The organism is Profundibacter amoris (assembly GCF_003544895.1).
GTDB lineage: Bacteria > Pseudomonadota > Alphaproteobacteria > Rhodobacterales > Rhodobacteraceae > Profundibacter > Profundibacter amoris.
Genome location: NZ_CP032125.1, coordinates 3,102,031 through 3,126,187 on the forward strand (window position 1 = coordinate 3,102,031; position 24,157 = coordinate 3,126,187).

Here is a 24,157-nt window from a genome sequence, read left to right on the forward strand (position 1 = left end):
GACCAATGAAAGTTCTTATTCTGGGCGGAGATGGCTATCTGGGATGGCCGACAGCAATGGATTTTGCCGCTGCCGGGCATGATGTCACCGTTATCGACAATTATCTTCGCCGGATCATCGCCGAGGAAACCGACAGCGAAGCCCTGCTTCCTACCCCGACATTGACACAGCGGGCGGCGATATTTGCTGCATTGACCGGCAAGAAAATCACCGTGCGTATTGGTGATCTGGCGGACCCGGACATTATGATGGATGTGGTCAGGGATACAGCCCCCGATACGATCATCCACTATGCCGAACAGCCCTCGGCCCCCTATTCGATGCGCGGGTTCCCCGAGGCGCGCCGCACCTTCAAGAACAATCTGGATGTTACATTCAACTGCATCTGGGCGATGCTGGAACACGCCCCCAAGGCACATCTGGTCAAGCTGGGTACGATGGGCGAATACGGCACACCCAATATCGACATCGAAGAAGGCTGGATCGACATTGACCACAAGGGGCGTTCAGGCCGTTTTTTGTTCCCCCGCGCCGCCGGATCGCTTTACCATACAACCAAGGTGCTGGATACCGATCTGCTGTGGTTCTATGTGCGCACCTATGGTCTGCGCGTGACAGACCTGATGCAGGGGCCGGTTTACGGGCTGTCGACAGATCAGGCCGATCTGGATCCGGCCCTAAGCCCGAATTTCCACTATGACGACATATTCGGAACCGTGGTAAACCGTTTTCTGGTTCAGGCCGTGGCGGATATTCCGCTGACCGTTTATGGCGGCGGTGGACAGACCCGTGGCTATCTGAACCTGCGCGACACCCTGCAATGCGTGCGCCTTGCTGCGGATAATCCCGCTGACGAAGGCGAATTGAAGATTTTCAACCAGTTGACCGAAACCTTCACCGTCAACGAACTGGCCGACAAGGTGAAAAAAGTGGGGGATGGCATGGGCCTGAATGTCCAGATCAAATCCATCCCGAACCCTCGCAAGGAACTGGAAGAGCATTACTATAACCCCGTCCATACCGGCCTGATCGAGATGGGGCTGGAGCCACATTATATGACCGATGATGTGGTTGCCGCGATGCTGGAACGTATCATCGCCGCAAAAGGCAAGATCGACACAAACCGCATTATGCCAAGGGTAAGCTGGAAATGAGTATTTGTAAAAACTTCAAGGGCCGCAGCGTCCTGATCACCGGGGCCTGCGGAACTGTTGGCGCCGAACTGACCCGTCAGGTTCTGGAAGCGGGGGCCGAACGGATCGTTTGTGTCGACAACAACGAAACCGAGCTTTTCTTTTTGCAGGAAAAATACAAAGCCGGCGGGGCCGTCAAATGCTATCTGGCGGATATCCGTGACCGCGAGGCCCTGACACAACGGATGCAGGGGGTCGAAATTGTTCTGCACGCTGCCGCGTTGAAACATGTCGGTCTATGCGAAGACAGCCCCGCGCAAGCTATCCGCACAAATATCGAAGGCACACAGAACGTCATTGATGCGGCCCTTGCCAATCGGGTTGAACGGGTGATTTTCACATCGTCCGACAAGGCGGTGAACCCGACCAACGTTATGGGCACATCCAAACTGATGGGTGAACGGCTGATGACTGCGGCCAGCCTGAACAACCGCAATTGCGAAACGGTTTTCGCCTCGACACGCTTTGGCAATGTGCTGGGATCACGCGGCTCGGTCGTGCCCCTGTTCAAACGCCAGATCGAATCCGGCGGGCCAGTCACCCTGACCGACCCCAGCATGACCCGTTTCATCATGACACTGGAAGAGGCGGTCAAACTGGTCTTGCAATCCGCCTTTATGGCAACCGGTGGCGAAGTGTTCGTTACCAAAATGCCCGTTGCCCGAATTGAAGATATTGCATCCCACATGGTGCAGGCATTAAGCGGCGACAACCCCGTCAAGATTACGGAAATCGGCGCCAAACCCGGCGAGAAAATGTACGAAGAACTGATGAACGACGAAGAGGTCCGCCGGACATGGGAAACCGGTGATTTCTTTGTTGTGCTGCCCGCGCTGGCCGGAGATTACGAGGAACTCTATCCAATCTCGGTTGGGCGTCAAAAGGCAGACAGGCCGTATAATTCATCGGTGGAACCGGCAATGACAGCCGATGAGTTGGCCAAGTATTTCACCGAAAAACAAATCCTTTGAACTGAACTGTGTGTAACCTGATGGCACTGGTATGCGGCAAATAGAACCTGTCATTTCTCAACCTCCCGTTTTCGGGTGGGGACCAGCCATGTCTTGCGGTGATTTGTTGCCTTCGGATAGGCCTTTGCAATGAAGATTGCCGCCCTACCGATCAGTTTTATCGCGGCCTTTCTTGCACGGGCGGCCGCCGCTTTCGGGGGCCTTGCCCTGAGTGTGATCATTGCCAGGCTGAATGGTGTTTCCGAAATGGGCGCCTTCGCCTTTGCGTTGTCGGTTTTGCATTTCTCTATGATTTTCTCCCGATACGGGTTGGATATGGTGTTGACCCGCACCGTGGCGCGGGGGGCAAAAGGAAACATGCTACCGGTGCTGCACCGGTATCTGAAACGCATAATCACAGCATCGCTTGTTGTTCTGGTTGCCGTGCTGATCATCGGCAAACTGGCAGGAATTTCCCAAAGCCGTATGGAAGTGCTGCGCCTGCTCATGTTGGGATTGCCGTTTCTTGTCGGGGTTTCGCTATTTGTCGGGTATCTGAAAGGCGCCGGACACCCCGCGATTGCGGCCCTGTGCGAAACAGGTGGGCTGGCGGGCCTGACCACTGTTGCCATTGCCCTGATGTATTGGTCCGTCGGGCCGGTTTCGATCATTGCCATTTCTGTTTTATACACAGTGATCTGTTTGATCGTTTTCACGGCGCTATTCTTTCTGGTGCGCAGAATGGAACGCCACAACACTCCGGAAACTCCTGTGCAACAGGCGCAATCCACCGAAGGTGCAAAGTGGTTCTGGATCGTTGCCAATGCGGTTTTTCTTAGTCAGGCGGGGGCGTTGGTCATAGGCGGCATGGTTCTAAGTGACATTGATGTCGGCCATCTTCGCCTTGCCGAACGTCTGGGTCTGATGGCAGGCTTTGCCCTGACCGTCACAGACCCCGTGGTCGCCCGTTTCTTTGCGCGGGATCACGGGAACCGCATATTGCTGAAACGGCATTTCATGCTTGCATCGGGGTTCGCCACCCTTTTCGCCCTGACAATTTCCATCATCATAATCTTTTTTAACGACAGATTGCTGGACCTTGTGGGCGGGGATGCCGAAATTGGCCGCACATTGTTGTATGTTTATCTGGCGGGCAGTGTTTTCAACGCAATGACCGGCACCTCCAGTATGCTTCTTTCCATGACAGGGAACGAAAAATTCCTGATGCGCACGGTAGTCATGACGTTCCTGCTGGCCATGCCGTCCTATTATTTTGGTGGGCTTGCCGGTGGCGCGATGGGGTTTGCCATCGCCTATCTGTTGATACTGGTTCTGAAGAATTCGATCATCTTCTTGCGTGTTCTGCAAATCCTGTCCGGACCTGGGGCGGATATGGACCCCGACCGCAAAAACGGCTAGGCCAAGGCATGGAATACCCCGTTGACCATAATTCAGCAGCCCCGCAATCAGGCAAGGGACGCCCCCTTCGCGATCTGACCGTTCTTGCCGTTTTTGCAATAACCTATCTGGCGCCAATCCTCGTTTCCTTCTTTCTGGAAGGGTCGGCATCATCCAGAACCTATTTCCTGATCCTGACCGTAACGCTGGCGGCATCCTCGGTCTATATACTGTCAAGGGGGGGCATTACGCTGGTGTTCTATTTCCAGCTTTTGTCATTCGCCCTTTTCGCCTACGGGCTTCAGCAGATTATCGGTGCCACTTTTGTTTTGGGCAACCAGCTTTCGGAAATATCGACAACCGCCTTTTTTGTCTTTTTCCTGCATATCATTTTCTGCATTATCGGGTTTCGTATAACCCGCCGCCCGGTCCTTCGCCCGCCTGCGAAACAAACCCGAAAACCGAATTTGCTATATGTCTCGGCCGGATGTGCACTGGTTGTCGCTCTGGCCTTTATTATCATCGGGCCAATGCCGTATCTGTCATCCAGAACCGAAATATATTTGCTTGATAACGGGGCCAATGCGGGGTCAAGCATTCTGGAATACTGGTCAAAGATTGTCTTCTTTTTTGCCGCGATTGCTTCGCTTCGCACCTCGAACAAATTCAAGGCGCCCCGCCTTGCCACCTGGGTCCTGATCGGGATCGCCATTGCTATTGCCAACCCTGTCAACACACCGCGCTACATCAGTATTACCGCGCTTATGGTGTTTGGTATGATCTGGCTATTACTAAGCCCGATAAGACGCAATATCCGGCTGGTGGTCGGGTTGCTTCCCCTATTGCTGGCCGTGGTGCAACCCCTGACATCCCTGATGCGCAGCGGTCTGGAAAACCTGAGCTTTGCAAACGCAATGGGGCTGTATAGCTCGATCGAGTTTTCAAGCTTTGAGGTTTTCCTGAATACCGTTCGGATCTATCAGGGCAGTTCCGGCATTTCAAACTATTCCCTAAGCGCGATATTCATCTTTATCCCCCGTTCGATCTGGCCGGGCAAAGCCGAAGGGATCGGAGTTGAAGTGGCCGAGCAAAGCGGTTTTACCTTTCTCAACACCGCCCTGCCTTCGTTCGCTAATTTCTATGTGGACTACGGGTTTATCGGAATTATCATCGGCAGTCTGATCGTCGGTGCCCTGTTGCGTCGATTTGATCTGCCCAAACTAAACGCCTTTTCCTTTACCAACCGTCGGCAAATGTATTCCATCATCCTGTTTGCCCTGATCCCGATCTTTGCGCGTGGCGATTTTTCGTCCGTGGCTATCGCCGCCTACCCAATGCTATTCGCTTACGAGTATGTCCGGTTTCTGGCGCGCTTGCGTTAACCGCAACCATCCGGTTATTCAAATTGCGCCGCCGGAATCCAGACAGTAAAGCTGGCCCCTTCCCCTTCCTTGCTCTGCGCCCCAATCTTGCCGCCACTACGCGAGACCAGCTTTTGACTGATCGACAGACCCAGCCCCGTGCCTTCGGCCTGTTTGGTGGTAAAGAACGGATCAAACACAGATTCCAGCACCTCGGGGGGCATACCGACACCGGTATCCGATACCTCGATCTCGACACCCTGCACCCCGTCCCTGTCTTTGTTGGCCGACCGCAGGGTCAGCGTGCCGCCATCCGGCATGGCATGGATGGCATTCACGATCAGGTTGATCAGAACCTGTTGCAATTCCGTGCGGTTCATCGCAACGGGGCGGTCGGCGTTCAGATCCAGCACCAGCGTGATATTCCCCTTACCCAGCAAATGTTGCACCAGCGGGATACTGTCATTGATCACCTCGTCCGGCACATGATGTTCAACCAACCCCGCGTATTCCTCGGGGCGGGCAAATTGCAGCAACTTGCTGACCAGAACATTCACACTGTGGACCTGTTCGTAAATCAGGCCGAATTCGGTATCCAGCCCTGTATCATCCCCCACCTCTTGCCGGATCACATCCAGATTGCCCTGTATCACCGCAATCGGGTTGTTGATCTCGTGGGCGATGCCGGCGGTGATTTCGCCTATTGCTGCCAGTTTTTCAGCCACCAGCAATTGCTTGGTCGTGGCCTCCAGCCGCTGGTTCGCTTCGCTTAATTCGCGTGTGCGTTCGGCCACGCGTTTGTTCAGTTCGTCGGCCCAGTCGCGCAGCTTTTGGTCGCGCTCCTGCAACTGCTCCAGCAGGTGGTCCAGATGCCCCGCCACACGCCCCACCTCATCCTGACCTGCAGGAAGGCCGGTGCGCGCACCCATATCGCCACCTTCGACTTTGCTGATAGTGGCCACCATACGTTCCAGCGGTTTGATAATCCCGCCCGCCCAGCGCAGGAAGATCGGCACAGACAGTAGAACCACGGCCAGAAAACCGCCCAGTATCGTTTTCAAGGTCCGCTGCTTGGCTGCCTGAAACGGGGTGTCCAGAAACCCGACATACAGCATCCCGACCCGTTTACCGAAGCTATCCACGATCGGTTCATAGGCCGAGATGTACCAGTCATTGACCACGAACGCCCGATCCAGCCAAACCTTGCCACCATCCAGCACGGTCGAGCGCACGATGGCCGATACGCGCGTGCCCAGCGCACGAACGTTTTCAAACAGACGTACATTGGTGCTGACGCGGACGTCTTCCAGAAACAGGGTGGCGGTGCCATGGCTGCCTTCGGTCAGGCTGGCGGCGGGGTAAACCAGATCATTGATGGTATCGATAAAGGACAGGTTGCGGTTCAACAGCAGCCCACCGACCAGCGCGGCAGGGGTACCAGCCTGAACCGCCGAGGCCGTGTGAACCACCATACCCCGGGTTTCTGCCTGTCTGTCGGTTGGCACAGCAGCTTGGGTTGGAACCAGTTTTATCACTGCTTTTTGCGCCAGCGCGGGTGAAATTGCGGCCAGATCACCAGCCTGAAAAATATCGATTTCGGTCGCATCATGACCTTCAATAGCCTGCACAACGACTGGCCATTTCATTGCATCCAGATTACCGGCAAAGGGCGGGGCAGAAATGATCTGGCCATCCTTTGCCACGAAATACAGAAAATCCAGCCCCAGATTTGCACGTTCGGCCTCCAGATAAGCGGCAAGCCCAGCGTCATCGTTATCCTGTATCACACGCGCAAATTCGGCCGAGTCACCCAATGCCTTCACCCGCTCTCCGCTGCGTTCCAGAATACCTTGGAAATACTGATGGGCAATGGTCAGATCGCCATTCACTTTGGCAATCAGAAGATTGTCAAACCGGTTTATCCAGTTCACCCCGACCACCCATAAAAACAGCGGCATCACCACCAGCATGGGCAACAACGCAATCGCCAGCAGGCGGGCGCGGACCGAGCGAAACCATTTTATCCGGCTGTGCAGAGACCTAGACATCCCACATCGCGCATTTGCGGTCGATGGTTTTGCGTGACACACCCAACCGCCGCGCGGCCTCGGCGCGGTTGCCACCACAGGCGTCCAGAACCGTCAGGATATGGCGGCGCTCGACTGCTTGCAGGGAATCCGGCGCGGCATCGGTGTCGTCCTCGTCACCACAGGAAAATTCCTGCGGGAATTCCCCAAGGATAAGCGAGCGTTCAATCAGATTGCGCAATTCACGCACATTACCGGGCCAGTCATAGCAGGACAGCTTCAACAGCACCTGTTCGGTCAGCGGCAGCGGCGGCACGCGCAATTCATGCGACAGCTTTTTCATGAACATCGCCGCCAGTTCCGGCAAGTCACTGATGCGTTCCCGCAAGGTGGGCATGCGAACATTCAGCACGTTGATCCGGTGATACAGATCCTCGCGGAATTTACCCTGTTCAACAGCCGCCGGAAGGTCGGCATTGGTGGCAAATATGAAGCGAAGGTTCAGCGGAACCTCGCGTTGTGATCCAAAGGGGCGGATGCGCATTTCCTCGATTACCCGCAGCAGGGTGGCCTGCAACGACAGCGGCATTTCCGCGATTTCATCAAAGAACAATGTCCCGCCGCTGGCGTAAAGCAAAAGGCCATCCTGCCGTCCGTGGGCTTGTGACGGATCATTCTGCACATTGCCAAACAGTTCATTCGCGATCACCTCGGGTGAAAACGACGCGCAGTTGACCGGCACAAAGGGTTTGTCGGCGCGGTCCGACATGGCGTGCAGGGTGCGGGCAGCGATTTCCTTGCCGGTGCCGGTATCGCCGGTAAACAGCACCGGCGTCGGCAGCGGCGCCACCCGTTGCAGGGTTTCGCGGATATCGACAATTTCTTTTGAATTTCCCAGCAACCGCCCCCGCCCTGCCGTGGCATCTGCCGACAATTCATATTTCAGCAGGTAGTTCTCGCGTTGCAGGTGCAGCCGGTCCATGCTGCGGGCCACCGCGTTCAGTATCTGGTTCGAGCGGAACGGTTTCAGCACGAAATCCACCGCACCCGCCCGCAGCGCCTGAATGGCGGTTTCCAGATCGGCAAAGGCGGTGATCAGGATTGCATCGGCGAAAAACCCGACCTGACGCTGTTCCCGCAGCCATTCAAGGCCGGATTTCCCCGGCAGGATATTATCAAGGATAACAATGTCATAGTGGTTGTTGTCCAGCAGTTTTGAGGCTTCTTCCACATCGGCAGCCTGTTCGACCCGCTTACACCGCGGCCCCAGAATTTTGGTCAGAAAATTGCGCATTCCCGGCTCGTCATCCACCACAAGGATTGAGCACAGCTCAAGCCCAACGCCGAATTCGGGCGAAGTATTGGTCGGGGGGGTGTCGGGTTTATTCATCGGCACCCTATGTCTGTAATCCGGTTGATCATGATCCGTCTAACCTGCGCTATCGGGCCTCAATTATCAACCTTCTGCTTGCTCTATATCCTTCAAGGTTTCGGCAACCAGTTCGCCCAGCCCCAGCACTTCGAGGTGATCCATGTCGCGTTCTTCCAGACCTTCCTCGAACACAGTGCGACAGTTGGCACAGGGCACGACCACGGCTTCCAACCCGTCAATCGCGTTCAACTGGTCCGCCTTGCACCCGAAGGCCGCATTCTGCAAATCGGCTGCACGCGGGTTGGCCGAAACACCGCCACCGCCACCGCAACACAGGTTGCCAAGGCCGGCATTTTCCATCTCGACAAAATCGGAACATGAATCATCCAGCAGCGAGCGCGGCTCTTTCAGCAACCCGCCACGTCGGATAATCTGGCAGGGATCATGCAGCGTCATCTTGCGCCCGTCCTTGGCCCCTGCCGGTATCTTGCCGTCACGGCGCAACTGGTCCAGCAGTTCGATAATGTGCACCACCTCGAATTTGAACGGACGGCCAACCATATTCGGCCCTGCCCAACGGATTGCACCATAGGCGTGGCCACATTCGGGGCTGATCACATATTTCACGCCCAACTCCTCGGCGGCATCTACGACGCGGGTAACGATTTCCTTGGCCAAGGGGCCGGAACCGATCTGGACACCGACGTTGGTTGCCTCGTAGGCCTTGGTGGAAATGGTCCAGCTGATACCGGCCTTTTTGAAAATTTTCGCATAGGCGCCGATGATTTCGGGAAAGCCCATAATCTCCATCGACGACAGGATCGCCATGTAATCGGCCCCCTGTTTGTCGACCTCGATCTTGATACCGGTTTCCTTTTCCTGGTGGGCAATCTGCGCCAGCAGGGCCTTGGGGGTCACGCCCATCGGGCTGCCGGTTTTCTCTACAAAATCCACCGATCGTTTCAACCCGTCCGGCACGATATCCGCTGCCGCATAGCCTTCGCGCATCTTGCGGATGGTGCCGGCGATGTCGATGCCCATCGGGCAAACCATGGTGCAACGCCCACACATGGTGCAGCTGTCGTAAACCAGCGTTTCCCATTCGCGCAGCTCGTCCTCGGTTACGGCCGGGGGCAGCAGGCCGAACATCTTGCGAATGCTGTGCAGCGGCGCTTTTTCCCGTTTGTAGGCCTTGACCATCGGGAACAATTTGTAGGTGGGTGTGTATTTCGGATCCTTGGTGGCCATGTAGAAATGGCACGCCTCGGCACATTCGCCGCAATGCACGCAGGCCTCGAAAAACGAGGCGACCTCGCCATCGGTAAATTGCAGGAATTTATCAACGGCGATTTGGGCTTTGTTATCACTGCTCATGGGTTCATCCCCTTCCGGCCATAGGTCGCGCCGGTGTGGCCGCGCGACAGAACAAAGGTGAAGGCGTGCATCAATCGGCTGAACGGGAAGTAGATCAGCCAGATATCGACGAACAGCATATGGATGCCGCGCAGCACGTCGTGGCTTTGTTGCAGCGCCAGACAGCCGGTCAGCATGACAAGGAACGTCAGCCATGTGCCGATATGGTCATCCCAATCGGAAATCAACCGCATTACAGGGTCCGAAATCCGGCGTACCCACAGCACAATCAAACCCGCAAAGGCAATTTCCGACACAAGGATAAAGCCCCAGCGTGGCAGCGGTGTCCACGAAATACCCAGATATTGTTTGATGAAATCAATATGGAACGCGCCAAAGAAAAACAGCACAAACAGGCCTATATGGAAGGAATAACCACCGATGATATGGATCCAAGTGCGCCGCGCAAACATGCCGCGCGGTATGAAATGGCGCAGGTTTCCTTTGACGAAACCGGCTGCCGCCGACCCTTTGGGCGGGGAAATATCACGCTTGCGCCCCATACGGATCAGACCGAAAACGCGCCATGCAGCGGCCAGCACAAAAACAGCGGCGGAAAAATAAAACAGCGGACCCTCGACAAATTGCAGGAACGTCATGATGTGCCCTCCTTGTCGGTAGACTCGGTTGCGGATTTTCCAGTCACCTCTTCGTACCACAGGTCATGGTGCGCCTTGGCCCAGTTTTCGTCCACTTGGCCCTTCAGCATTGAATCAAGAGACCCCTCCATCCCGACAGTGCCGACATAGATGTGTCCAAACAGAACCGAAATCAGCAGGATCGCCCCGCCAGCATGCAGGATGGTCGACAGTTGCAACCAGCGCAGATCATCCACCAGCCACGGGAACAGCAACAGGATGCCAGTCACGCTCATCACGATACCGACAAGGATAACGATCCAGAACCATGTCTTTTCCCCAAAATTGAACTGCGAGGAACTGACGTGGCCGCCGAAAAATCCGCCCATTTTGAAGATCCATTTCAGATCGACAATTTGGAAAAAATTGCCGCGCACGAATTTGAAGAACATCCACAGAAGCGCCAGAATAAACAGTGGGCCAAACAGGTTGTGCCCTTGCATCGACGCACTGGTCAGGATCGAATTTACTTCTTTTCCCAGATAGGGCGCGATCAGCGGACGGCCCAGCAGGATAATCAAGCCGGTGATCCCCAGAATGATAAACACGCCAGCCATGAACCAATGCGCAACCCGCTGGTTGATGTTGAACCGCGTCAGGGTGTTGTCTGAATACCCCCCGGGGATGCGCATTTTGCCCTTGATCAGGTGGTATAACAGCAGAATGCCGATCACCCCCAGCGGGAACCAACCGGCATATTTGCGGATATAGTTTTCACGGATCAACCGCCAGTGTTCCCCGGTGGTGGTCATTACAGCCCCTTCAGGCAGGGCGGAAATCATCTGTTTGATATCGTTCGGATCACCCCCGCGAAAATTGCGCCAGAAATCGGATTGGGAATCTTCACCCAACGCATTCGACGGGCCTTCTTCTATCCCGTCATCCAGATTTACCGCATTCCCGGGCGCACGGACACTTTGTGCATATGTCTGGGACACCCCAAACAGCATCAGGATCACAAGCAGCAGGGCGAACCCTGCGACAAGCTTACCAACCGATATGCGGGCGGGTTTGAATAGTGTATCTTGCAAAGCTATTGACCTTTCTGACAAGGCTACGCGCGCGAAACCTTCGCGTCGCGGGGCAGTGGCGCGCGGCAAACGCGCGCGCCACGTTGTTTTCAGATCAAAGGATCAGCCGCCCTTTTGGTTATAGGCAGTGCCCCAGCCCCAGGCGCCGGAGCCAAAGCCGCGTGCCACGACCCGTTCGCGGTAGATGCCGGACACAACGTCCCCGTCACCTGCCAGCAGGGCCTTGGTTGCGCACATCTCGGCGCAGATCGGCAGTTTGCCTTCCGCAATACGGTTGCGACCGTATTTCTGGAACTCGGCCTGACTGTTGTCCTCTTCCGGGCCACCAGCGCAGAAGGTGCATTTGTCCATCTTGCCGCGCGAACCATAGTTGCCGGCCTGTGGATATTGCGGCGCACCAAACGGACACGCAAAGAAGCAATAGCCACAACCGATGCATAGATCCTTGTTGTGCAGCACAATGCCGTCGGCTGTCTGATAGAAACAGTCGGTCGGGCAAACGGCCATACAGGGCGCATCCGAACAATGCATACAGGCCATCGAGATCGAGCGTTCACCCGGTGTGCCATCATTGATGGTCACAACCCGGCGACGGTTGATGCCCCAAGGCACCTCGTGCTCGTTCTTGCAGGCAGTTACGCAGCCGTTGCATTCAATGCAGCGCTCCGCATCACAGAGAAATTTAACTCGTGCCATTTCTCAATTCTCCTTTACGCTACAGTGATTTTGCAAAGGGACGCCTTGGTCTCTTGCATTTGGGTGACGGAATCATAGCCATATGTCATGGCCGTATTGGCGCTTTCGCCCAATACATAAGGGTCGGCACCTTCGGGGTATTTGTCCCGCAGGTCCTTGCCTTCGAACTGGCCACCAAAGTGGAACGGCATAAAGACAACGCCTTCGCCGACCCGTTGGGTTACCATCGCGGCCACTTTGACCTTGGCGCCTTCGGCCCCTTCAAGCCAGACCTGTTGGCCATCACGAATACCCAGATTGTTGGCATCACGGGTATTGATCTCGACAAACATTTCCTGCTGAAGCTCGGCCAGCCACGGGTTGGAACGGCTTTCGTCGCCGCCACCCTCGTATTCGACCAGACGGCCCGAAGTCAGGATCAGCGGATAGTCCTTGCTGAAGTCCTTTTTCTGGATCGATTCATACAGCGTTGGCAAACGATAGGCCTGTTTATCCGCATAGGTCGGATAATCCGCTACCAGATCACGCCGCGATGTATAAAGCGGCTCGCGGTGGATCGGCACAGGGTCGGGGAAAGTCCAGACCACGGCGCGTGCCTTGGCGTTGCCGAACGGCGCACATTCATGCATGATCGCAACCCGCTGGATGCCGCCCGACAGGTCGGTCTTCCAGTTGGTTTTCGGTCCGGCCACAGCGTCGATAGCGGCACGTTCCTCATCCGTCAGGTCTTTGTCCCAACCCAGATCCATCAGCATCTGCATTGTGAATTCGGGATAACCGTCCTGAATTTCGGACCCTTGCGAATAGACACCTTCGGCCAACAGGTTCACCCCGTCACGTTCCACACCGAAACGGGCGCGGAAGGTCAGGCCACCTTTGGAGACAGGCTTGGACATGTCATAAAGGTTTGGTGTGCCGGGGTGACCCATTTCGGGGGTGCCCCAACACGGCCAAGGCAGACCGTAGTATTCACCGTCGTTCGGGCCACCAACGGCCTGAAGCGTGGTGCGGTCGAACGTGTGCTGGTTGGCCATATGGCTTTTGATCCGCTCGGGCGAACAGCCGGTATAACCGATGGTCCATGTCCCGCTGTTGATTTCGCGGGTGATGTCCTCGATGTTCGGCTCGTCCTCGGCATCCATCGAAATGTTGCGGAAGAACCTGTCGGCCCAGCCGAATTTCTTGGCAAACTTGGCCATGATGATGTGATCCGGCAGTGATTCAAACACCGGCTCGATCACTTTGTCACGCCACTGGAATGACCGGTTGGATGCCGTCACCGAACCGCGCGTTTCGAACTGGGTCGAAGCGGGCAGCAGGTAAACACCGTCGGTGCGGTCATGAAGCACGGCTGAAACCGTTGGATAGGGGTCAACAACGACCAGCATATCCAGCTTCTCCATCGCGGTTTTCATTTCTTTGCCACGGGTCTGGCTGTTTGGCGCATGGCCCCACAGGATCATACCGCGCACATTGTTGGGCTGGTCGATGTTGTCCTTGTCTTCCAGAACACCGTCAATCCAGCGGCTGACCGGAATACCCTTCAGGTTCATCAGGGATTTGTCCTTGCCGTCAGCGCCTTTGATGCTGTCGAAACGGGACTTCATCCAGTCAAGGTCTTCGCCCCATACGCGCGACCAGTGCGCCCATGCGCCTGCGGACAGGCCATAGTAACCGGGCAGAGTGTGGGACAGCACGCACATATCCGTTGCGCCCTGAACATTGTCGTGGCCGCGGAAAATGTTGGTGCCGCCGCCGCTGGTGCCCATGTTGCCAAGGGCCAGTTGCAGGATGCAATAGGCGCGGGTGTTGTTGTTGCCGTTGGTGTGCTGGGTGCCACCCATGCACCAGATCAGGGTGCCGGGGCGGTTGTTGGCCAACGTGCGGGCAACCCGCTCCAACTGGGATCCGGGAACGCCTGTAACGCGTTCAACTTCGTCCGGCGTCCAGTTTTTCACCTCTTTGCGGATTTCATCCATGCCGTAAACGCGGGTGCGGATGAATTCCTTGTCTTCCCAGCTGTTTTCAAAGATGTGCCACAGGATACCCCAGACCAGCGCCACGTCCGAACCCGGGCGGATGCGGACAAATTCGTCGGCATGCGCGGCGGTGCGGGTAAAGCGCGGATCGCAAACGATCAGCGGTGCGTTGTTCTGCTCTTTGGCTTTCATAAGGTGCAACAGGGAAACCGGGTGCGCCTCGGCGGGGTTGCCACCGATCACAAGGATCGCCTTGGAGTTATGAATGTCGTTGTAGCTGTTGGTCATGGCGCCGTAGCCCCATGTGTTGGCTACACCGGCAACCGTGGTCGAGTGACAGATACGTGCCTGATGGTCCACGTTGTTCGTGCCCCAATAGGCGGCAAACTTGCGGAACAGATAGGCCTGTTCGTTGGAATGTTTCGCCGATCCCAGCCAATAGACTGAATCAGGCCCGCTTTCCTCGCGGATTTTCATCAAACCGTCGCCGATCTCGTTGATCGCCTGTTCCCAGCTGATGCGTTTCCATTCGCCACCCTCTTTTTTCATCGGGTATTTCAGGCGGCGTTCGCCGTGGGCATGTTCGCGAACCGCAGCACCTTTGGCACAATGAGCGCCCAGATTGAACGGGCTGTCCCAGCCGGGTTCCTGCCCGACCCAAACGCCGTTGTCGACTTCGGCAATCACTGTGCAGCCAACCGAACAGTGGGTGCAAATGGATTTAACTGTTTTGATGGCACCATCCATCGCCTCTTGGGCAGAGGCCTGTGTAACCGTGCCGCCTGTTGCGCCAATCGCTGCAAGGCCACCAATGGCAAGCCCCGAGCCACGCAAGAAGCTGCGTCGGTCTACCGATTTCCCGGCAATGTTGGATAGGAGGCTGGACCCTTGGGAGCGTCTCGCAATCCCGTTGGTTTTTTTCCTAAGCATGTATTTCTCCCTTGCTGAAACCGGCAGAACCGGCTTTGCGGGGTTTCGTAAAATAGAACCGCTGGGCGTCTCGCAACCGTTGGTCCCCTCGACAATTCAAGCGCTAGAACTTCGCACTTTCAAAATAGGCCCGTGTATGCGCTGTATCGCGCAATCCACTGCCTTTATCTTCCTGCACGGCGGCCTGTGCTGTCGTGCCTGACAATGACACAGCAGCCACGGCTGCCGGTGCGGAAACCGAAGCCATTTTCAGAAAATTCCGGCGACTTTTTGCGTCGACTTCTGTTTTCTTGCCCATCAGCTTTCCTCCCTTCCTTTATGCCCGCGTGTTGCGGGCGGTTGTTGCGGGCCTAACCCGCGTTCATGCGAAATGCTTCGCGCTCAATCTCCATAAACGCCTTACCGGCCGCGCCGACCGATGCGTAAAAGACCGAATTCTTGGCCCCTTCCAGATCGGTAAAGAAATGCGTGGCCCAGGGGGCGATATGCTTGTTGAAATAGGCGGTTTGCCGGTCCAGCGGCACAGGATCGCCAAAGCGGCCCGTGATCATGCCGGCCATCATTTCAAACAGGCTGGCAATGTTGTCTTCCGGCTCGAACACATTGGAAGCGCGCGCGATGCGCAGTGCCGCCATGTCCTTGCGCAATGCCGCCAGCGGTTTCTCATTCAGAAACCCGGTCAGATAGAAACTGGCATACGGCAGCAGTTCGCCGCGTCCCATCCCGATAAACAGCGCGTTGAATTCGCTTTCGGCCGCGCGTTCTTTTGTCACTGCCGCGACCCGCGCCATCGACTGGATCGCCTTGCCCAATTCGCTGTCATCCCCCGTCAGGTTCGCCGTTTTTTGCAACAGGTCCTTTGAGGGTGGGCGCGCCAGTAGCGCCGCCAGAAAATCATAGAAATCGGCGCGCAGCTTGTCTTCCTGGGCAATATCGGGCGTTGTCATAGTGGCTGTCGTCATCCTTTGGCTTCCTGCCTAGCTGGCAAACTGAAACCGCATTCTGCGCTTGACGGCAAAATCCGGTTCATCGTGTTGTTCTGTCTGTGTTTCAACGGGGGTTTCTTCGGCCAGAACCGTTTCAGGTTCTTCCTCCACAATCTCTTCGGTCAGGGCCTGGGGCTCCTCGGTTACCACATCAGCCACGTCCTCTGGCGCTGCGATTTCCTCGACTTTATTGATAATGCCCTTGCCGACCTGATAGGCGGTTTTGACGGCAACACCCAAGGCACCCTCCTTGGTGAAGTCCTCGCCGTAATCGACCAGATTGTCGACATTGGCCAACACCGGATTGCTGAGCCACAGCTTGCGCAGCGCCAGCTTGCGTATCCGCTCGGGCACCGCAGCCTGCATAAAGCCGGAGAAATCATCGCCCGGCTGCAATGTTTCGGGATCGGGCAAATCCAGTTCGGCCAGAATTTTGGCATCGGTCTTTTCGGCCAGTTCGGCCTGACGCGCGGTAATAACCGCCTGCTCCCGCGCCCGCGCTTCGGCGTCGGCCTCGGCCTGAACCGCGGCACGCCGCCGCGACCATCTGTCCATGGGCGCACTCAATTTACGACCCTCGCCTTGCGGACCGGCGCGCGGTAAACATCGGTTGTCTGATGAATGCGGGCATCACCAATTCCGTCCTGCACCAGATCAATCCGCTGCTTGTCACGCTTGCGTTTGACGAACACTTCTTCTTCGTGGTGTTGCTGCACAAAATCATGAATCCATGCAATCAACCCGTCCGGCATCGGCACCCGTTCGATGATTTCCTCGCCCGCATCGGAATAGTCCTGCGCGTCGTAGGGTGATGCGGTGGCCAACAGAACCTCGATGTCCTGCGGCGCGGCCGGATCGGTCGCCTCGCGCATCACAACATAAATCGTGGGCGGGTTGGTGGACAAACCGGCCAGATAGGCCTCGGTGTCGGTGCGGTATAATTCCAGATCAACGGTGGCCGCATGGTATTCGACTACTTCACCTTCGCGACGCATTTCTTTCCAGTTTTCCTGTGCGGCACCGGGCAGCACCGCCACGGCCTTCCAGACCCATTTCGCCCAGCGCGTCACACCCGGAGATTTCCGGAGCACAATCCCAAGCGGTAGGCTGGCTGTAGCGTTCTGCGTCAAAAGCATTTCTCCCTTGGCCGGACCTGTCATTTGCGCACACCTCGACCTGTCTTTCAGCTTGCGAGGATTTTTCCACTTGATCAAAGGAAAATTTCAGAATTCGCACAATGATGATTAGCAGCATGGCAAAACTGGACAATTCGTCCCGATACACCGTACGCGCACACCAACGCGGGACATAAAGTCCACCCGCCAAAAACCTTAGTCTTTCGCTTGGGATTCGCAGCGCCATAAAACCGAATCACCTATGATCAGAAATGATTCGAAATTGCTTTACGGCGCGGCGAATTGGTGAATATGTGGACAAGGGAATCGCCCCGTACAATCGGGGTAATCAAGAGGAAAACATGGCTAATAGACTGATTTTATGTGATTGTTCCGGAAGCCAGCCAATAGATGCCAAGGCATTGGGGGGAGCGTGTGGTCTGTCCTGTTCTCGCGTCTATACGGCCCTATGCACCACACAAATCGGTGATGCAGCCAAAGAAATAGCCAAGGGAGGCGCGACAATTGCCTGCCTTCAGGAACGCGCCATATTCGAGGAGCTGGCCAACGAAATTCAGGCCGAAATGCCTGCCTTTATCGATATCCGAGACCGCGCCGGATGGTCGGACGAGGCCCCGAAATCCACCCCGAAAATGGCCGCGCTGATTGCGGATTCCCTGTTGGAAAAACCGGCGGAAAAACTGTTCGATATTACGTCCGAAGGGCGCTGCCTGATCCTTGGGCCGGCTGAAACAACCCTGCCGGCAGCCGAACAGCTGGCCGACATTCTGGCCATCACAATACTACTGGAGGGGGTAGAGGATACCCCCCTTGACCGGCGGTTCGATCTGGTCACAGGACACCTGAAAACAGCCACCGGCACGCTGGGAAATTTCCATCTGAAAATCGACGCCCTGCAACAGCTGGACCCGACCGGACGCGGCCCGTTCCAAATGACACCACCCCGTGACGGCGCCGAAACCGAATGCGACATCATCCTTGACCTGCGCGGCGGCACCCCGCTGTTTCCCGCCCCGAACAAACGCGATGGCTACCTGCGCGCTGATCCGCGCAACCCCGCCGCCGTGGCAAAGGCGGTGTTCGAGGCCAGCCAGATGGTCGGCACCTTTGAAAAACCGTTCTACCTGAAAACCGAAAGCCACCTCTGCGCCCATTCCCGCGCCGAAATCACCGGCTGTTCCAAATGTCTGGACATCTGCCCGACCGGCGCGATTTTCCCTGATGGCGAACATGTCACCGTTGATCCGGCGATTTGCGGTGGTTGCGGATCCTGCGTCGCGCTGTGCCCCTCGGGCGCTTTGACCTATGACGCGCCGCCCACGGATCTTGCCTTCAAACGGCTGCAAACCCTTGCCGATGCCTATCGCAACGCCGGTGGAAAATCCCCGCGCCTGCTGGTGCATGATGGCGAATACGGTGGCGAAATGATCAGCCTTGCCGCCCGTTTCGGTCGCGGTCTGCCCGCCGATGTGATCCCGCTCGAGGTCGCCGCCCTGTCCGGCTTCGGCCATGCGGAAATGCTGGCGGCACTGGCCTGCGGATTCAGTGAAATCAGCATCCTGATGACCCCGAAAACCGACCCCGAAACCCTGATCCGCGAACAGGCGCTGGCCTTGGCCATTGCAGGCGAGCCGCGCATCACCCTGCTTGATCTGGCCGATCCCGATGCGCTGTCCGAGGCTCTCTATGGCACGGCCCCCGCGCCGCTGGTGGACGCCCCGATCCTGCCGCTGGGCAGCCGCCGCCAGATCGCCCGCCTGTCTGCCGCCGCCTTGCAACCCGACACGGATGCCCCCATCCCGCTGCCTGAACACGCGCCTTACGGGGCGGTCGTGGTGGATACCGACGCCTGCACCCTGTGCCTGTCCTGTGTCTCGCAATGTCCGACCGGCGCCCTGGGCGACAACCCCGACAAACCGCAGTTGCGGTTTCAGGAAGATGCCTGTCTGCAATGCGGGCTGTGCACCCGTGTCTGCCCGGAAAAGGCCATCACCCTGAACCCGCAATTCAACCTGTCGGATCAGGCCTTTACCCAAACTGTGATACACGAGGAAGACCCGTTCGAATGTATATCCTGCGGTAAACCCTTTGGCGTAAAATCCACCATCGAAAAAGTTATGGAAAAGCTGGCGGGCAAACACCCGATGTTTGCCACAACGGCTGCCGGCAAACTGATCCAGATGTGCGATAATTGCCGGATCGAGGCCCAGTACCATACCGAAAACAGCCCGTTTCAGGGTGGCGAACGCCCCCGTGTGGTGACCACCGAAGACTACTTCAGCAAGCGCAAGGATCACTGAGTTTGCAACGGCGCCCCCAGATCGGCCGGTTTGATCGTCGCCACAAAGGCGAGGATGTCGTCCAGTTCCTTGAGGGTCAGTTCCAGCGGATTGATCACCGGCGGGCGGGACGGATCGAACGGGTCGGTCACATCGACAATCTGCGAAAAGGACGGATGCGGAATCAGCGTATAAAACCCGCCGAACCTCTGTTGCCAATCCGGAAAACCGCGCATCAATGCAAAGGACGGGGTCGAACCGATGCCCTTCATCCGGTTGCGTTCGCCAATCACATGGCAGCGTCCACAGTTTTGGTACGACAGAGTTTCCCCGCGTGCAATATCCCCTTCCGGCATGACCTCGGCGACCGCTTTTGCCAACCCCGCCGCGCCGGTAAACGATTGGCCGGCCTGTGGCCGGAACTGCCCGATCGCCCGCTGGCCGACATCCGACAACAACCAGTCGGCAAACCGTTCGGCCCCTTTACCCTCGCCAACCGAGACATAGTAAACCACATCCCCGCGCGCCAGAACCGGCCTGGCTTCACCGCTGGCCTGATCGTCCAGCACCACGTTTCCCCCCTCGGGAACCACCTGAACCTGCACACCGGTTTTCAGCGAAAACCGCGGGCGCAGGAATTGCATCAGCCCGCTTTCCTCAAGCGCGGGGGCAATGCGCAACCTTACCCCGTCCTCCTGTCCCTGCGCCATCATTGGCGCGACAAACAGCAGTATTGCGAGGCGGCGTATTTTGGTTATTCTACCCATTCCCCGAACCTAGAGGGCCGGCATTCCGCCCGTCAATCCACAAGATAAAGGTAAAGCCCCCATGAGTGCCACACGCGAAGATATTCTGGCCGCGCTGAAACAGATCAAAGACCCCAAAAGCGGCAGCGATATGGTGACCGCCGGACTGGTCAAGGCGCTGACCGTCGAGGATGGCACCGTGCGTTTCGTGATGGAGATCGCCCCCGCCGCGCACACCGTGATGGAAGCCGTCCGCGCCGACGCACAAGCCGCGCTCGAGGCGCTGGACGGGGTGGAAAAGGTCACAATCGCCCTGACCGCCCACAGCAACGCCACCCCGCCGGACCTGAAGGCGCATGGCGCGCCCAAGCCACAGGGGCCGCAGAAAATTCCGGGGGTGGACCGAATTATCGCGATTGCCTCGGGCAAGGGCGGCGTCGGCAAATCCACCGTTTCTGCCAATCTGGCCGCCGCACTGGCCGCCGAGGGGCGCAAGGTGGGGTTGCTGGATGCCGATGTCTTTGGTCCCTCGCAACCGCGGATGCTGGGCATATCGGGGCGGCCTGCCTCGCCGGATGGCAAAACCATCCTGCCGCTGCGCAACCACGGTGTGACCATGATGTCGATGGGCCTAATGACCCGCGAGGACGAGGCCGTGATCTGGCGTGGCCCGCTGCTGATGGGGGCATTGCAACAGATGCTTAATCAGGTGCAATGGGGCGCGCTGGATGTGCTGATCGTTGATCTGCCGCCGGGCACGGGTGATGTGCAGATGACACTGGCGCAAAAGGCCGAACTGGACGGCGCGATCATCGTCTCTACCCCGCAGGATGTGGCCCTGCTGGATGCCCGTAAGGGGATCGATATGTTCAAGAAACTGGGCACGCCGATCATCGGCATGATCGAAAACATGTCCACCCATATCTGTTCGAACTGCGGCTTCGAGGAACACACATTCGGCCACGGTGGCGTTGCCGCCGAGGCCGAAAAGATGGGCGTCCCCCTGCTGGCCGAACTGCCGCTGCATCTGGATATTCGCCTTGCTGCCGATGGCGGGGCACCGATCGTGGTATCAAAACCCGATTCCCCGCAGGCCAAATCCTTTCGTGATCTGGCGAAGAAACTGATCGACATGGGCCACGCATGACCGAGGAAAACCCCTTCGAGGCCCCGCAACCCGCCACCTTCCCGCCACTGTTTCAGGGGCAGGAAGTCGAGGGCGCGACCGATCCCTTCGACAAAGCCTGCGCGCTGGCCGCACTGGGGTGCGATTCAGGCGTTCTGGTGCACAACGTCAGCGCCGACCGCCTGCGCGCGGCCATCGTATTCGCCCCCGAAGTGCCGCTGGAACAGGCCATGGCCGTATTATGCACCTGCGGGGTGGGGTTCCAGAACGCCCTTGGCGCATTGGCCCCGCCCGAGGTCGCGGTGCATCTGGGATGGACCGGAGAACTGCGGGTCAACGGCGGCGTGGCCGGCAGACTGCGCGCGGCGGCCTCGACCAATGATCCGGCAGCGGAACCCGATTGGCTGGTGATCGGGCTAATGGTTGACCTGATCCCCCCTTCCGAGGACGACCCGGGCAACCAACCTGACAGTACCGCGCTCTATCTGGAGGGCTGTGGCGATGTTTCACCGATCCGCCTGCTGGAAAGTTGGGCGCGGCACACGCTGGTCTGGATCAACCGCCTGATGGAAGAGGGCAATCAGGCCCTGCACGCCGAATGGCGCGGGCTGGTGCATGGCATGGGCGAGGATGTGACCATCGAACACAACGGCCAAACCCTGTCCGGCACATTTCTGGGGGTGGACGAGGATTTCGGCATGCTGATCCGCGATGGCGAAACCACCCATCTTGTCCCCCTGTCATCGCGTCTGGAAGGAAGCTCATGAAACTTGCCCGCGCTATCCATTTTGACGAAAGTGACCGCAACATATTCCACCAACCCGCCCGCACCGGCGAATGGGCCATTTCGGGCGGGTTCGAGTTTTCAAACTGGGGCCAGGCCGACCTGGCCGGCAAGGCGCGACAGGCCTTTGCCAACGGCTGGCTGGGGCTGGAAACATTCGGGCGGGTGACCTTTGTTGCCGTCACCCAGATCGAACCATCGGAATTTGACGCGCTGGCCGATACGCTGGCGCAACATTTTGTCACCATCTACGGCGCCCCGTCGCTGGAACAGGCCCGCCCCGTGGCGCTGGAGGAACTGCACCACATGGCCGACATGTGCGGGGATCACGACAGCAACACCCTGCTGACCGTGGCGCGTGAACTGACCGAAAGCGGCGTCAAAGAGGCTTATCGCGTAATCGAGCCACAAGGGGCCGAGCTGGACCAGTTCGCCATCCACTCCGTCCCCGAGGAATAGCCCCTCGCCCACCATCTTTGTTCTTTAAATATCCCGCCGGAGGCAATCCAGCCCTCGCCTCCGGCGGAGGTATTTAAAGCAAGAAGAAGGACATCAGGGTTTCGTCGCGTTAAAGGTAAACAGGGTTTCGCCGTTGATCTTGTACCCGTTGATCAGTTTGGCCGCTGTTTCGCCGGTCAGCCAATCCTCGAGCTGTGCCACCAGTTCGGTTTTCACATGCGGATGGCGCTGCGGGTTGACGGGGATAAAGGCGTATTGGTTGAACAACACCGGATCACCCGCAAACAACAATTCCAGATCCCCCTTGTTGCCGAAATTCAGCCAACTGGCGCGATCCGCCATCACATAGGCATCCATACCGCTGGCCACATTCAGCGTGGCCCCCATACCGGCCCCCGCCGCACGATACCAACTGCCGAAGGTGGCGGGGTCCAGACCGGCGGCCTGCCACAGGGACAATTCCTTTTTGTGGGTGCCGCTGTCATCGCCACGGCTGACAAAGGGGGCTTTGGTGGCAGCGATTTTCTGCAAGGCGCTGGCGGCAGTTTCAGCCGCAGCAATTTTTGCCGGATCAGCCGAGGGACCGATCAGGATGAAATCGTTATACATGATCTCGCGCCTGTGCGTGCCGAAACCGGCCTTTAGAAACGCTTCTTCCGCCTTGCGGGAATGGACCAGAATGGCGTCCACATCCCCTGCCTCGCCCAGCTTCAGCGCCTGCCCCGTGCCCACCACGACCAGTTGCACATCCAGACCGATGTCTTTCTTGATCTGCGGCAGCAAAACATCCGACAGGCCGGAATTCTGGAACGATGTGGTCACCGCCAACCTGATTTCGCCCGCCTGCGTCATCGTTGCCAGCAACAGGGAAAAAAGGGTGATAAAAGGGATTTTCCAGTTCATTCTACGATGTCTCCGTTGATAAACGCGCGCGCTTCTGCCGTGGCCGGCTGTTTGAAAAAAGCAGGTGCAGGCGCAGTTTCATGCACCTTGCCGCCATACATAAACACCACATCCGTTGCCAGACGTCGGGCCTGCCCCATGTCGTGCGTGGCCATAACAATGCGGGTGCCATCGGCCCTTGCCTGTTGCAGGATGGTTTCGATTTCGCGGATCGCCCGACCATCCAGATTGGCACAGGGTTCGTCCAGAAACAGGATTTCCGGCTGGCGGATCAGGGCGCGGGCCAACGCCAGTTTCTGCTTTTCCCCGCCCGACAGATAGGGCGCGGGGCGTTCCAGCGCATCGCCCAGACCGAAACGTGCGGCCCATTCGGCGGCGGTGCTGCGGGCCTGCCGGCGCGGCACCCCGTGCAGGGCCAGCGGATAGGCGATGTTATCGACCACCTTGCGGCGCATCATAATAGGTGACTGGAACACATAGGCCTGCCGCCCGCGTGCAACCCCGTCCGGCACAGCCCAGTCAACGCGGCCCGCAGACACCCTTTGCAACCCGTGCATCAGGCGCAGCAGGGTGGTTTTGCCCGACCCGTTCGGCCCCATCACAATGGTCAGCCCGGTTGCGCCAATTTGCAAATCCACCGGCCCGACCAGTGTCTTGCCACGCACGCGGGCAATCGCGCCGTCCAGTGTCAGGGGCAGGATGGAGTGTGTCACGTTTGTTCGCTCTTGGTTGATTGTTGCCGCTATGGTT

At 57.5% G+C, this 24,157-nt stretch carries 22 protein-coding genes; 8 read left to right on the plus strand and 14 right to left on the minus strand.

The window, feature by feature from the left end; translation table 11 throughout:
* Positions 1-5: 5 nt before the first annotated feature.
* The 4 genes from BAR1_RS15480 (at position 6) to BAR1_RS15495 (ending at position 4,923) form a co-directional block, all read left to right on the plus strand.
* The gene (locus BAR1_RS15480) at positions 6-1,154 is read left to right on the plus strand and encodes an NAD-dependent epimerase/dehydratase family protein (protein WP_118943862.1); all 1,149 of its coding nucleotides are present in this window, start codon (positions 6-8) and stop codon (positions 1,152-1,154) included.
* Positions 1,151-2,164, plus strand: a complete 1,014-nt coding sequence (locus tag BAR1_RS15485; protein ID WP_118943863.1) for an SDR family NAD(P)-dependent oxidoreductase — start codon at positions 1,151-1,153, stop codon at positions 2,162-2,164. The genes BAR1_RS15480 and BAR1_RS15485 overlap by 4 nt, the downstream gene beginning before the upstream one ends.
* A gap of 129 nt (positions 2,165-2,293) precedes the next feature.
* Positions 2,294-3,562, plus strand: a complete 1,269-nt coding sequence (locus tag BAR1_RS15490; protein WP_118943864.1) for an MATE family efflux transporter — start codon at positions 2,294-2,296, stop codon at positions 3,560-3,562.
* Between the two features lie 8 nt (positions 3,563-3,570).
* Positions 3,571-4,923, plus strand: a complete 1,353-nt coding sequence (locus tag BAR1_RS15495) for a hypothetical protein (protein ID WP_118943865.1) — start codon at positions 3,571-3,573, stop codon at positions 4,921-4,923.
* A 14-nt stretch (positions 4,924-4,937) separates the two neighbouring features.
* On the opposite strand, the gene BAR1_RS15500 is transcribed toward BAR1_RS15495, so the two are convergent.
* The 11 genes from BAR1_RS15500 to BAR1_RS15550 all read right to left on the minus strand — a co-directional run bounded on the left by BAR1_RS15500 (position 4,938) and on the right by BAR1_RS15550 (position 17,110).
* Positions 4,938-6,950, minus strand: a complete 2,013-nt coding sequence (locus tag BAR1_RS15500; RefSeq protein ID WP_118943866.1) for a sensor histidine kinase — start codon at positions 6,948-6,950, stop codon at positions 4,938-4,940.
* Complete coding sequence (locus BAR1_RS15505; protein WP_118943867.1) at positions 6,943-8,319, minus strand: sigma-54-dependent transcriptional regulator; 1,377 nt, start codon at positions 8,317-8,319, stop codon at positions 6,943-6,945. Before BAR1_RS15505 ends, BAR1_RS15500 begins: the two co-directional genes overlap by 8 nt.
* A 66-nt stretch (positions 8,320-8,385) precedes the next feature.
* Positions 8,386-9,675 (minus strand): (Fe-S)-binding protein, encoded by a 1,290-nt coding sequence (locus BAR1_RS15510; RefSeq protein WP_118943868.1) that lies wholly within the window; start codon positions 9,673-9,675, stop codon positions 8,386-8,388.
* Entirely contained in the window at positions 9,672-10,313 is a 642-nt protein-coding gene (locus BAR1_RS15515) for a hypothetical protein (RefSeq protein WP_118943869.1), read from the minus strand. Before BAR1_RS15515 ends, BAR1_RS15510 begins: the two co-directional genes overlap by 4 nt.
* Positions 10,310-11,383, minus strand: coding sequence for a formate dehydrogenase subunit gamma (locus BAR1_RS15520; protein WP_118943870.1), 1,074 nt, complete (start codon positions 11,381-11,383; stop codon positions 10,310-10,312). The genes BAR1_RS15515 and BAR1_RS15520 overlap by 4 nt, the downstream gene beginning before the upstream one ends.
* Before the next feature lie 102 nt (positions 11,384-11,485).
* Positions 11,486-12,079, minus strand: coding sequence for a formate dehydrogenase FDH3 subunit beta (gene fdh3B / locus BAR1_RS15525; RefSeq protein WP_118943871.1), 594 nt, complete (start codon positions 12,077-12,079; stop codon positions 11,486-11,488).
* Between the two features lie 14 nt (positions 12,080-12,093).
* The gene (locus tag BAR1_RS15530) at positions 12,094-14,988 is read right to left on the minus strand and encodes a formate dehydrogenase subunit alpha (protein WP_118943872.1); all 2,895 of its coding nucleotides are present in this window, start codon (positions 14,986-14,988) and stop codon (positions 12,094-12,096) included.
* A 103-nt stretch (positions 14,989-15,091) separates the two neighbouring features.
* Positions 15,092-15,286, minus strand: coding sequence for a twin-arginine translocation pathway signal protein (locus tag BAR1_RS15535; RefSeq protein ID WP_118943873.1), 195 nt, complete (start codon positions 15,284-15,286; stop codon positions 15,092-15,094).
* Positions 15,287-15,338: 52 nt separating this feature from the next.
* On the minus strand, positions 15,339-15,950 hold the full coding sequence (locus BAR1_RS15540) for a TorD/DmsD family molecular chaperone (RefSeq protein ID WP_118943874.1): 612 nt from the start codon (positions 15,948-15,950) through the stop codon (positions 15,339-15,341).
* Between the two features lie 15 nt (positions 15,951-15,965).
* Positions 15,966-16,529 (minus strand): DUF3306 domain-containing protein, encoded by a 564-nt coding sequence (locus tag BAR1_RS15545; RefSeq protein ID WP_118943875.1) that lies wholly within the window; start codon positions 16,527-16,529, stop codon positions 15,966-15,968.
* 8 nt (positions 16,530-16,537) lie between these two features.
* Complete coding sequence (locus BAR1_RS15550; protein ID WP_118944515.1) at positions 16,538-17,110, minus strand: DUF3305 domain-containing protein; 573 nt, start codon at positions 17,108-17,110, stop codon at positions 16,538-16,540.
* Between the two features lie 341 nt (positions 17,111-17,451).
* Here BAR1_RS15550 and BAR1_RS15555 point away from each other — a divergent pair, with 341 nt between their 5' ends.
* On the plus strand, positions 17,452-19,410 hold the full coding sequence (locus BAR1_RS15555; RefSeq protein WP_118943876.1) for a 4Fe-4S binding protein: 1,959 nt from the start codon (positions 17,452-17,454) through the stop codon (positions 19,408-19,410).
* On the opposite strand, the gene BAR1_RS15560 is transcribed toward BAR1_RS15555, so the two are convergent.
* Entirely contained in the window at positions 19,404-20,156 is a 753-nt protein-coding gene (locus BAR1_RS15560; RefSeq protein ID WP_118943877.1) for a cytochrome c family protein, read from the minus strand. The genes BAR1_RS15555 and BAR1_RS15560 overlap by 7 nt on opposite strands.
* A gap of 61 nt (positions 20,157-20,217) precedes the next feature.
* Here BAR1_RS15560 and BAR1_RS15565 point away from each other — a divergent pair, with 61 nt between their 5' ends.
* Genes BAR1_RS15565 through BAR1_RS15575 form a run of 3 tightly spaced genes read left to right on the plus strand, consistent with a single transcriptional unit; the run spans position 20,218 to position 22,504 of the window.
* A complete protein-coding gene (locus BAR1_RS15565; RefSeq protein WP_118943878.1) occupies positions 20,218-21,282 on the plus strand; it encodes an Mrp/NBP35 family ATP-binding protein in 1,065 nt (354 codons plus the stop codon).
* Entirely contained in the window at positions 21,279-22,028 is a 750-nt protein-coding gene (locus BAR1_RS15570; protein ID WP_118943879.1) for a biotin/lipoate--protein ligase family protein, read from the plus strand. The genes BAR1_RS15565 and BAR1_RS15570 overlap by 4 nt, the downstream gene beginning before the upstream one ends.
* Positions 22,025-22,504, plus strand: a complete 480-nt coding sequence (locus tag BAR1_RS15575) for a DUF6505 family protein (protein WP_118943880.1) — start codon at positions 22,025-22,027, stop codon at positions 22,502-22,504. The genes BAR1_RS15570 and BAR1_RS15575 overlap by 4 nt, the downstream gene beginning before the upstream one ends.
* 93 nt (positions 22,505-22,597) lie before the next feature.
* Here the strand turns inward: BAR1_RS15575 and BAR1_RS15580 are convergent, their stop codons facing one another.
* Both BAR1_RS15580 and BAR1_RS15585 read right to left on the minus strand, forming a co-directional pair.
* On the minus strand, positions 22,598-23,356 hold the full coding sequence (locus tag BAR1_RS15580; RefSeq protein WP_228408870.1) for a substrate-binding domain-containing protein: 759 nt from the start codon (positions 23,354-23,356) through the stop codon (positions 22,598-22,600).
* A 47-nt stretch (positions 23,357-23,403) separates the two neighbouring features.
* Positions 23,404-24,120, minus strand: a complete 717-nt coding sequence (locus BAR1_RS15585; RefSeq protein WP_228408579.1) for an ATP-binding cassette domain-containing protein — start codon at positions 24,118-24,120, stop codon at positions 23,404-23,406.
* Positions 24,121-24,157: the final 37 nt, after the last annotated feature.

Coding starts and splice junctions, on each gene's coding strand:
- BAR1_RS15480 (WP_118943862.1), top strand. CDS start 6: ATGAAAGTTCTTATTCTGGGCGGAGATGGCTATCTGGGATGGCCGACA.
- BAR1_RS15485 (WP_118943863.1), top strand. CDS start 1,151: ATGAGTATTTGTAAAAACTTCAAGGGCCGCAGCGTCCTGATCACCGGG.
- BAR1_RS15490 (WP_118943864.1), top strand. CDS start 2,294: ATGAAGATTGCCGCCCTACCGATCAGTTTTATCGCGGCCTTTCTTGCA.
- BAR1_RS15495 (WP_118943865.1), top strand. CDS start 3,571: ATGGAATACCCCGTTGACCATAATTCAGCAGCCCCGCAATCAGGCAAG.
- BAR1_RS15500 (WP_118943866.1), bottom strand. CDS start 6,950: ATGTCTAGGTCTCTGCACAGCCGGATAAAATGGTTTCGCTCGGTCCGC.
- BAR1_RS15505 (WP_118943867.1), bottom strand. CDS start 8,319: ATGAATAAACCCGACACCCCCCCGACCAATACTTCGCCCGAATTCGGC.
- BAR1_RS15510 (WP_118943868.1), bottom strand. CDS start 9,675: ATGAGCAGTGATAACAAAGCCCAAATCGCCGTTGATAAATTCCTGCAA.
- BAR1_RS15515 (WP_118943869.1), bottom strand. CDS start 10,313: ATGACGTTCCTGCAATTTGTCGAGGGTCCGCTGTTTTATTTTTCCGCC.
- fdh3B (WP_118943871.1), bottom strand. CDS start 12,079: ATGGCACGAGTTAAATTTCTCTGTGATGCGGAGCGCTGCATTGAATGC.
- BAR1_RS15530 (WP_118943872.1), bottom strand. CDS start 14,988: ATGCTTAGGAAAAAAACCAACGGGATTGCGAGACGCTCCCAAGGGTCC.
- BAR1_RS15535 (WP_118943873.1), bottom strand. CDS start 15,286: ATGGGCAAGAAAACAGAAGTCGACGCAAAAAGTCGCCGGAATTTTCTG.
- BAR1_RS15540 (WP_118943874.1), bottom strand. CDS start 15,950: ATGACGACAGCCACTATGACAACGCCCGATATTGCCCAGGAAGACAAG.
- BAR1_RS15545 (WP_118943875.1), bottom strand. CDS start 16,529: ATGGACAGATGGTCGCGGCGGCGTGCCGCGGTTCAGGCCGAGGCCGAC.
- BAR1_RS15550 (WP_118944515.1), bottom strand. CDS start 17,110: ATGCTTTTGACGCAGAACGCTACAGCCAGCCTACCGCTTGGGATTGTG.
- BAR1_RS15555 (WP_118943876.1), top strand. CDS start 17,452: ATGGCTAATAGACTGATTTTATGTGATTGTTCCGGAAGCCAGCCAATA.
- BAR1_RS15560 (WP_118943877.1), bottom strand. CDS start 20,156: ATGGGTAGAATAACCAAAATACGCCGCCTCGCAATACTGCTGTTTGTC.
- BAR1_RS15565 (WP_118943878.1), top strand. CDS start 20,218: ATGAGTGCCACACGCGAAGATATTCTGGCCGCGCTGAAACAGATCAAA.
- BAR1_RS15570 (WP_118943879.1), top strand. CDS start 21,279: ATGACCGAGGAAAACCCCTTCGAGGCCCCGCAACCCGCCACCTTCCCG.
- BAR1_RS15575 (WP_118943880.1), top strand. CDS start 22,025: ATGAAACTTGCCCGCGCTATCCATTTTGACGAAAGTGACCGCAACATA.
- BAR1_RS15580 (WP_228408870.1), bottom strand. CDS start 23,356: ATGACGCAGGCGGGCGAAATCAGGTTGGCGGTGACCACATCGTTCCAG.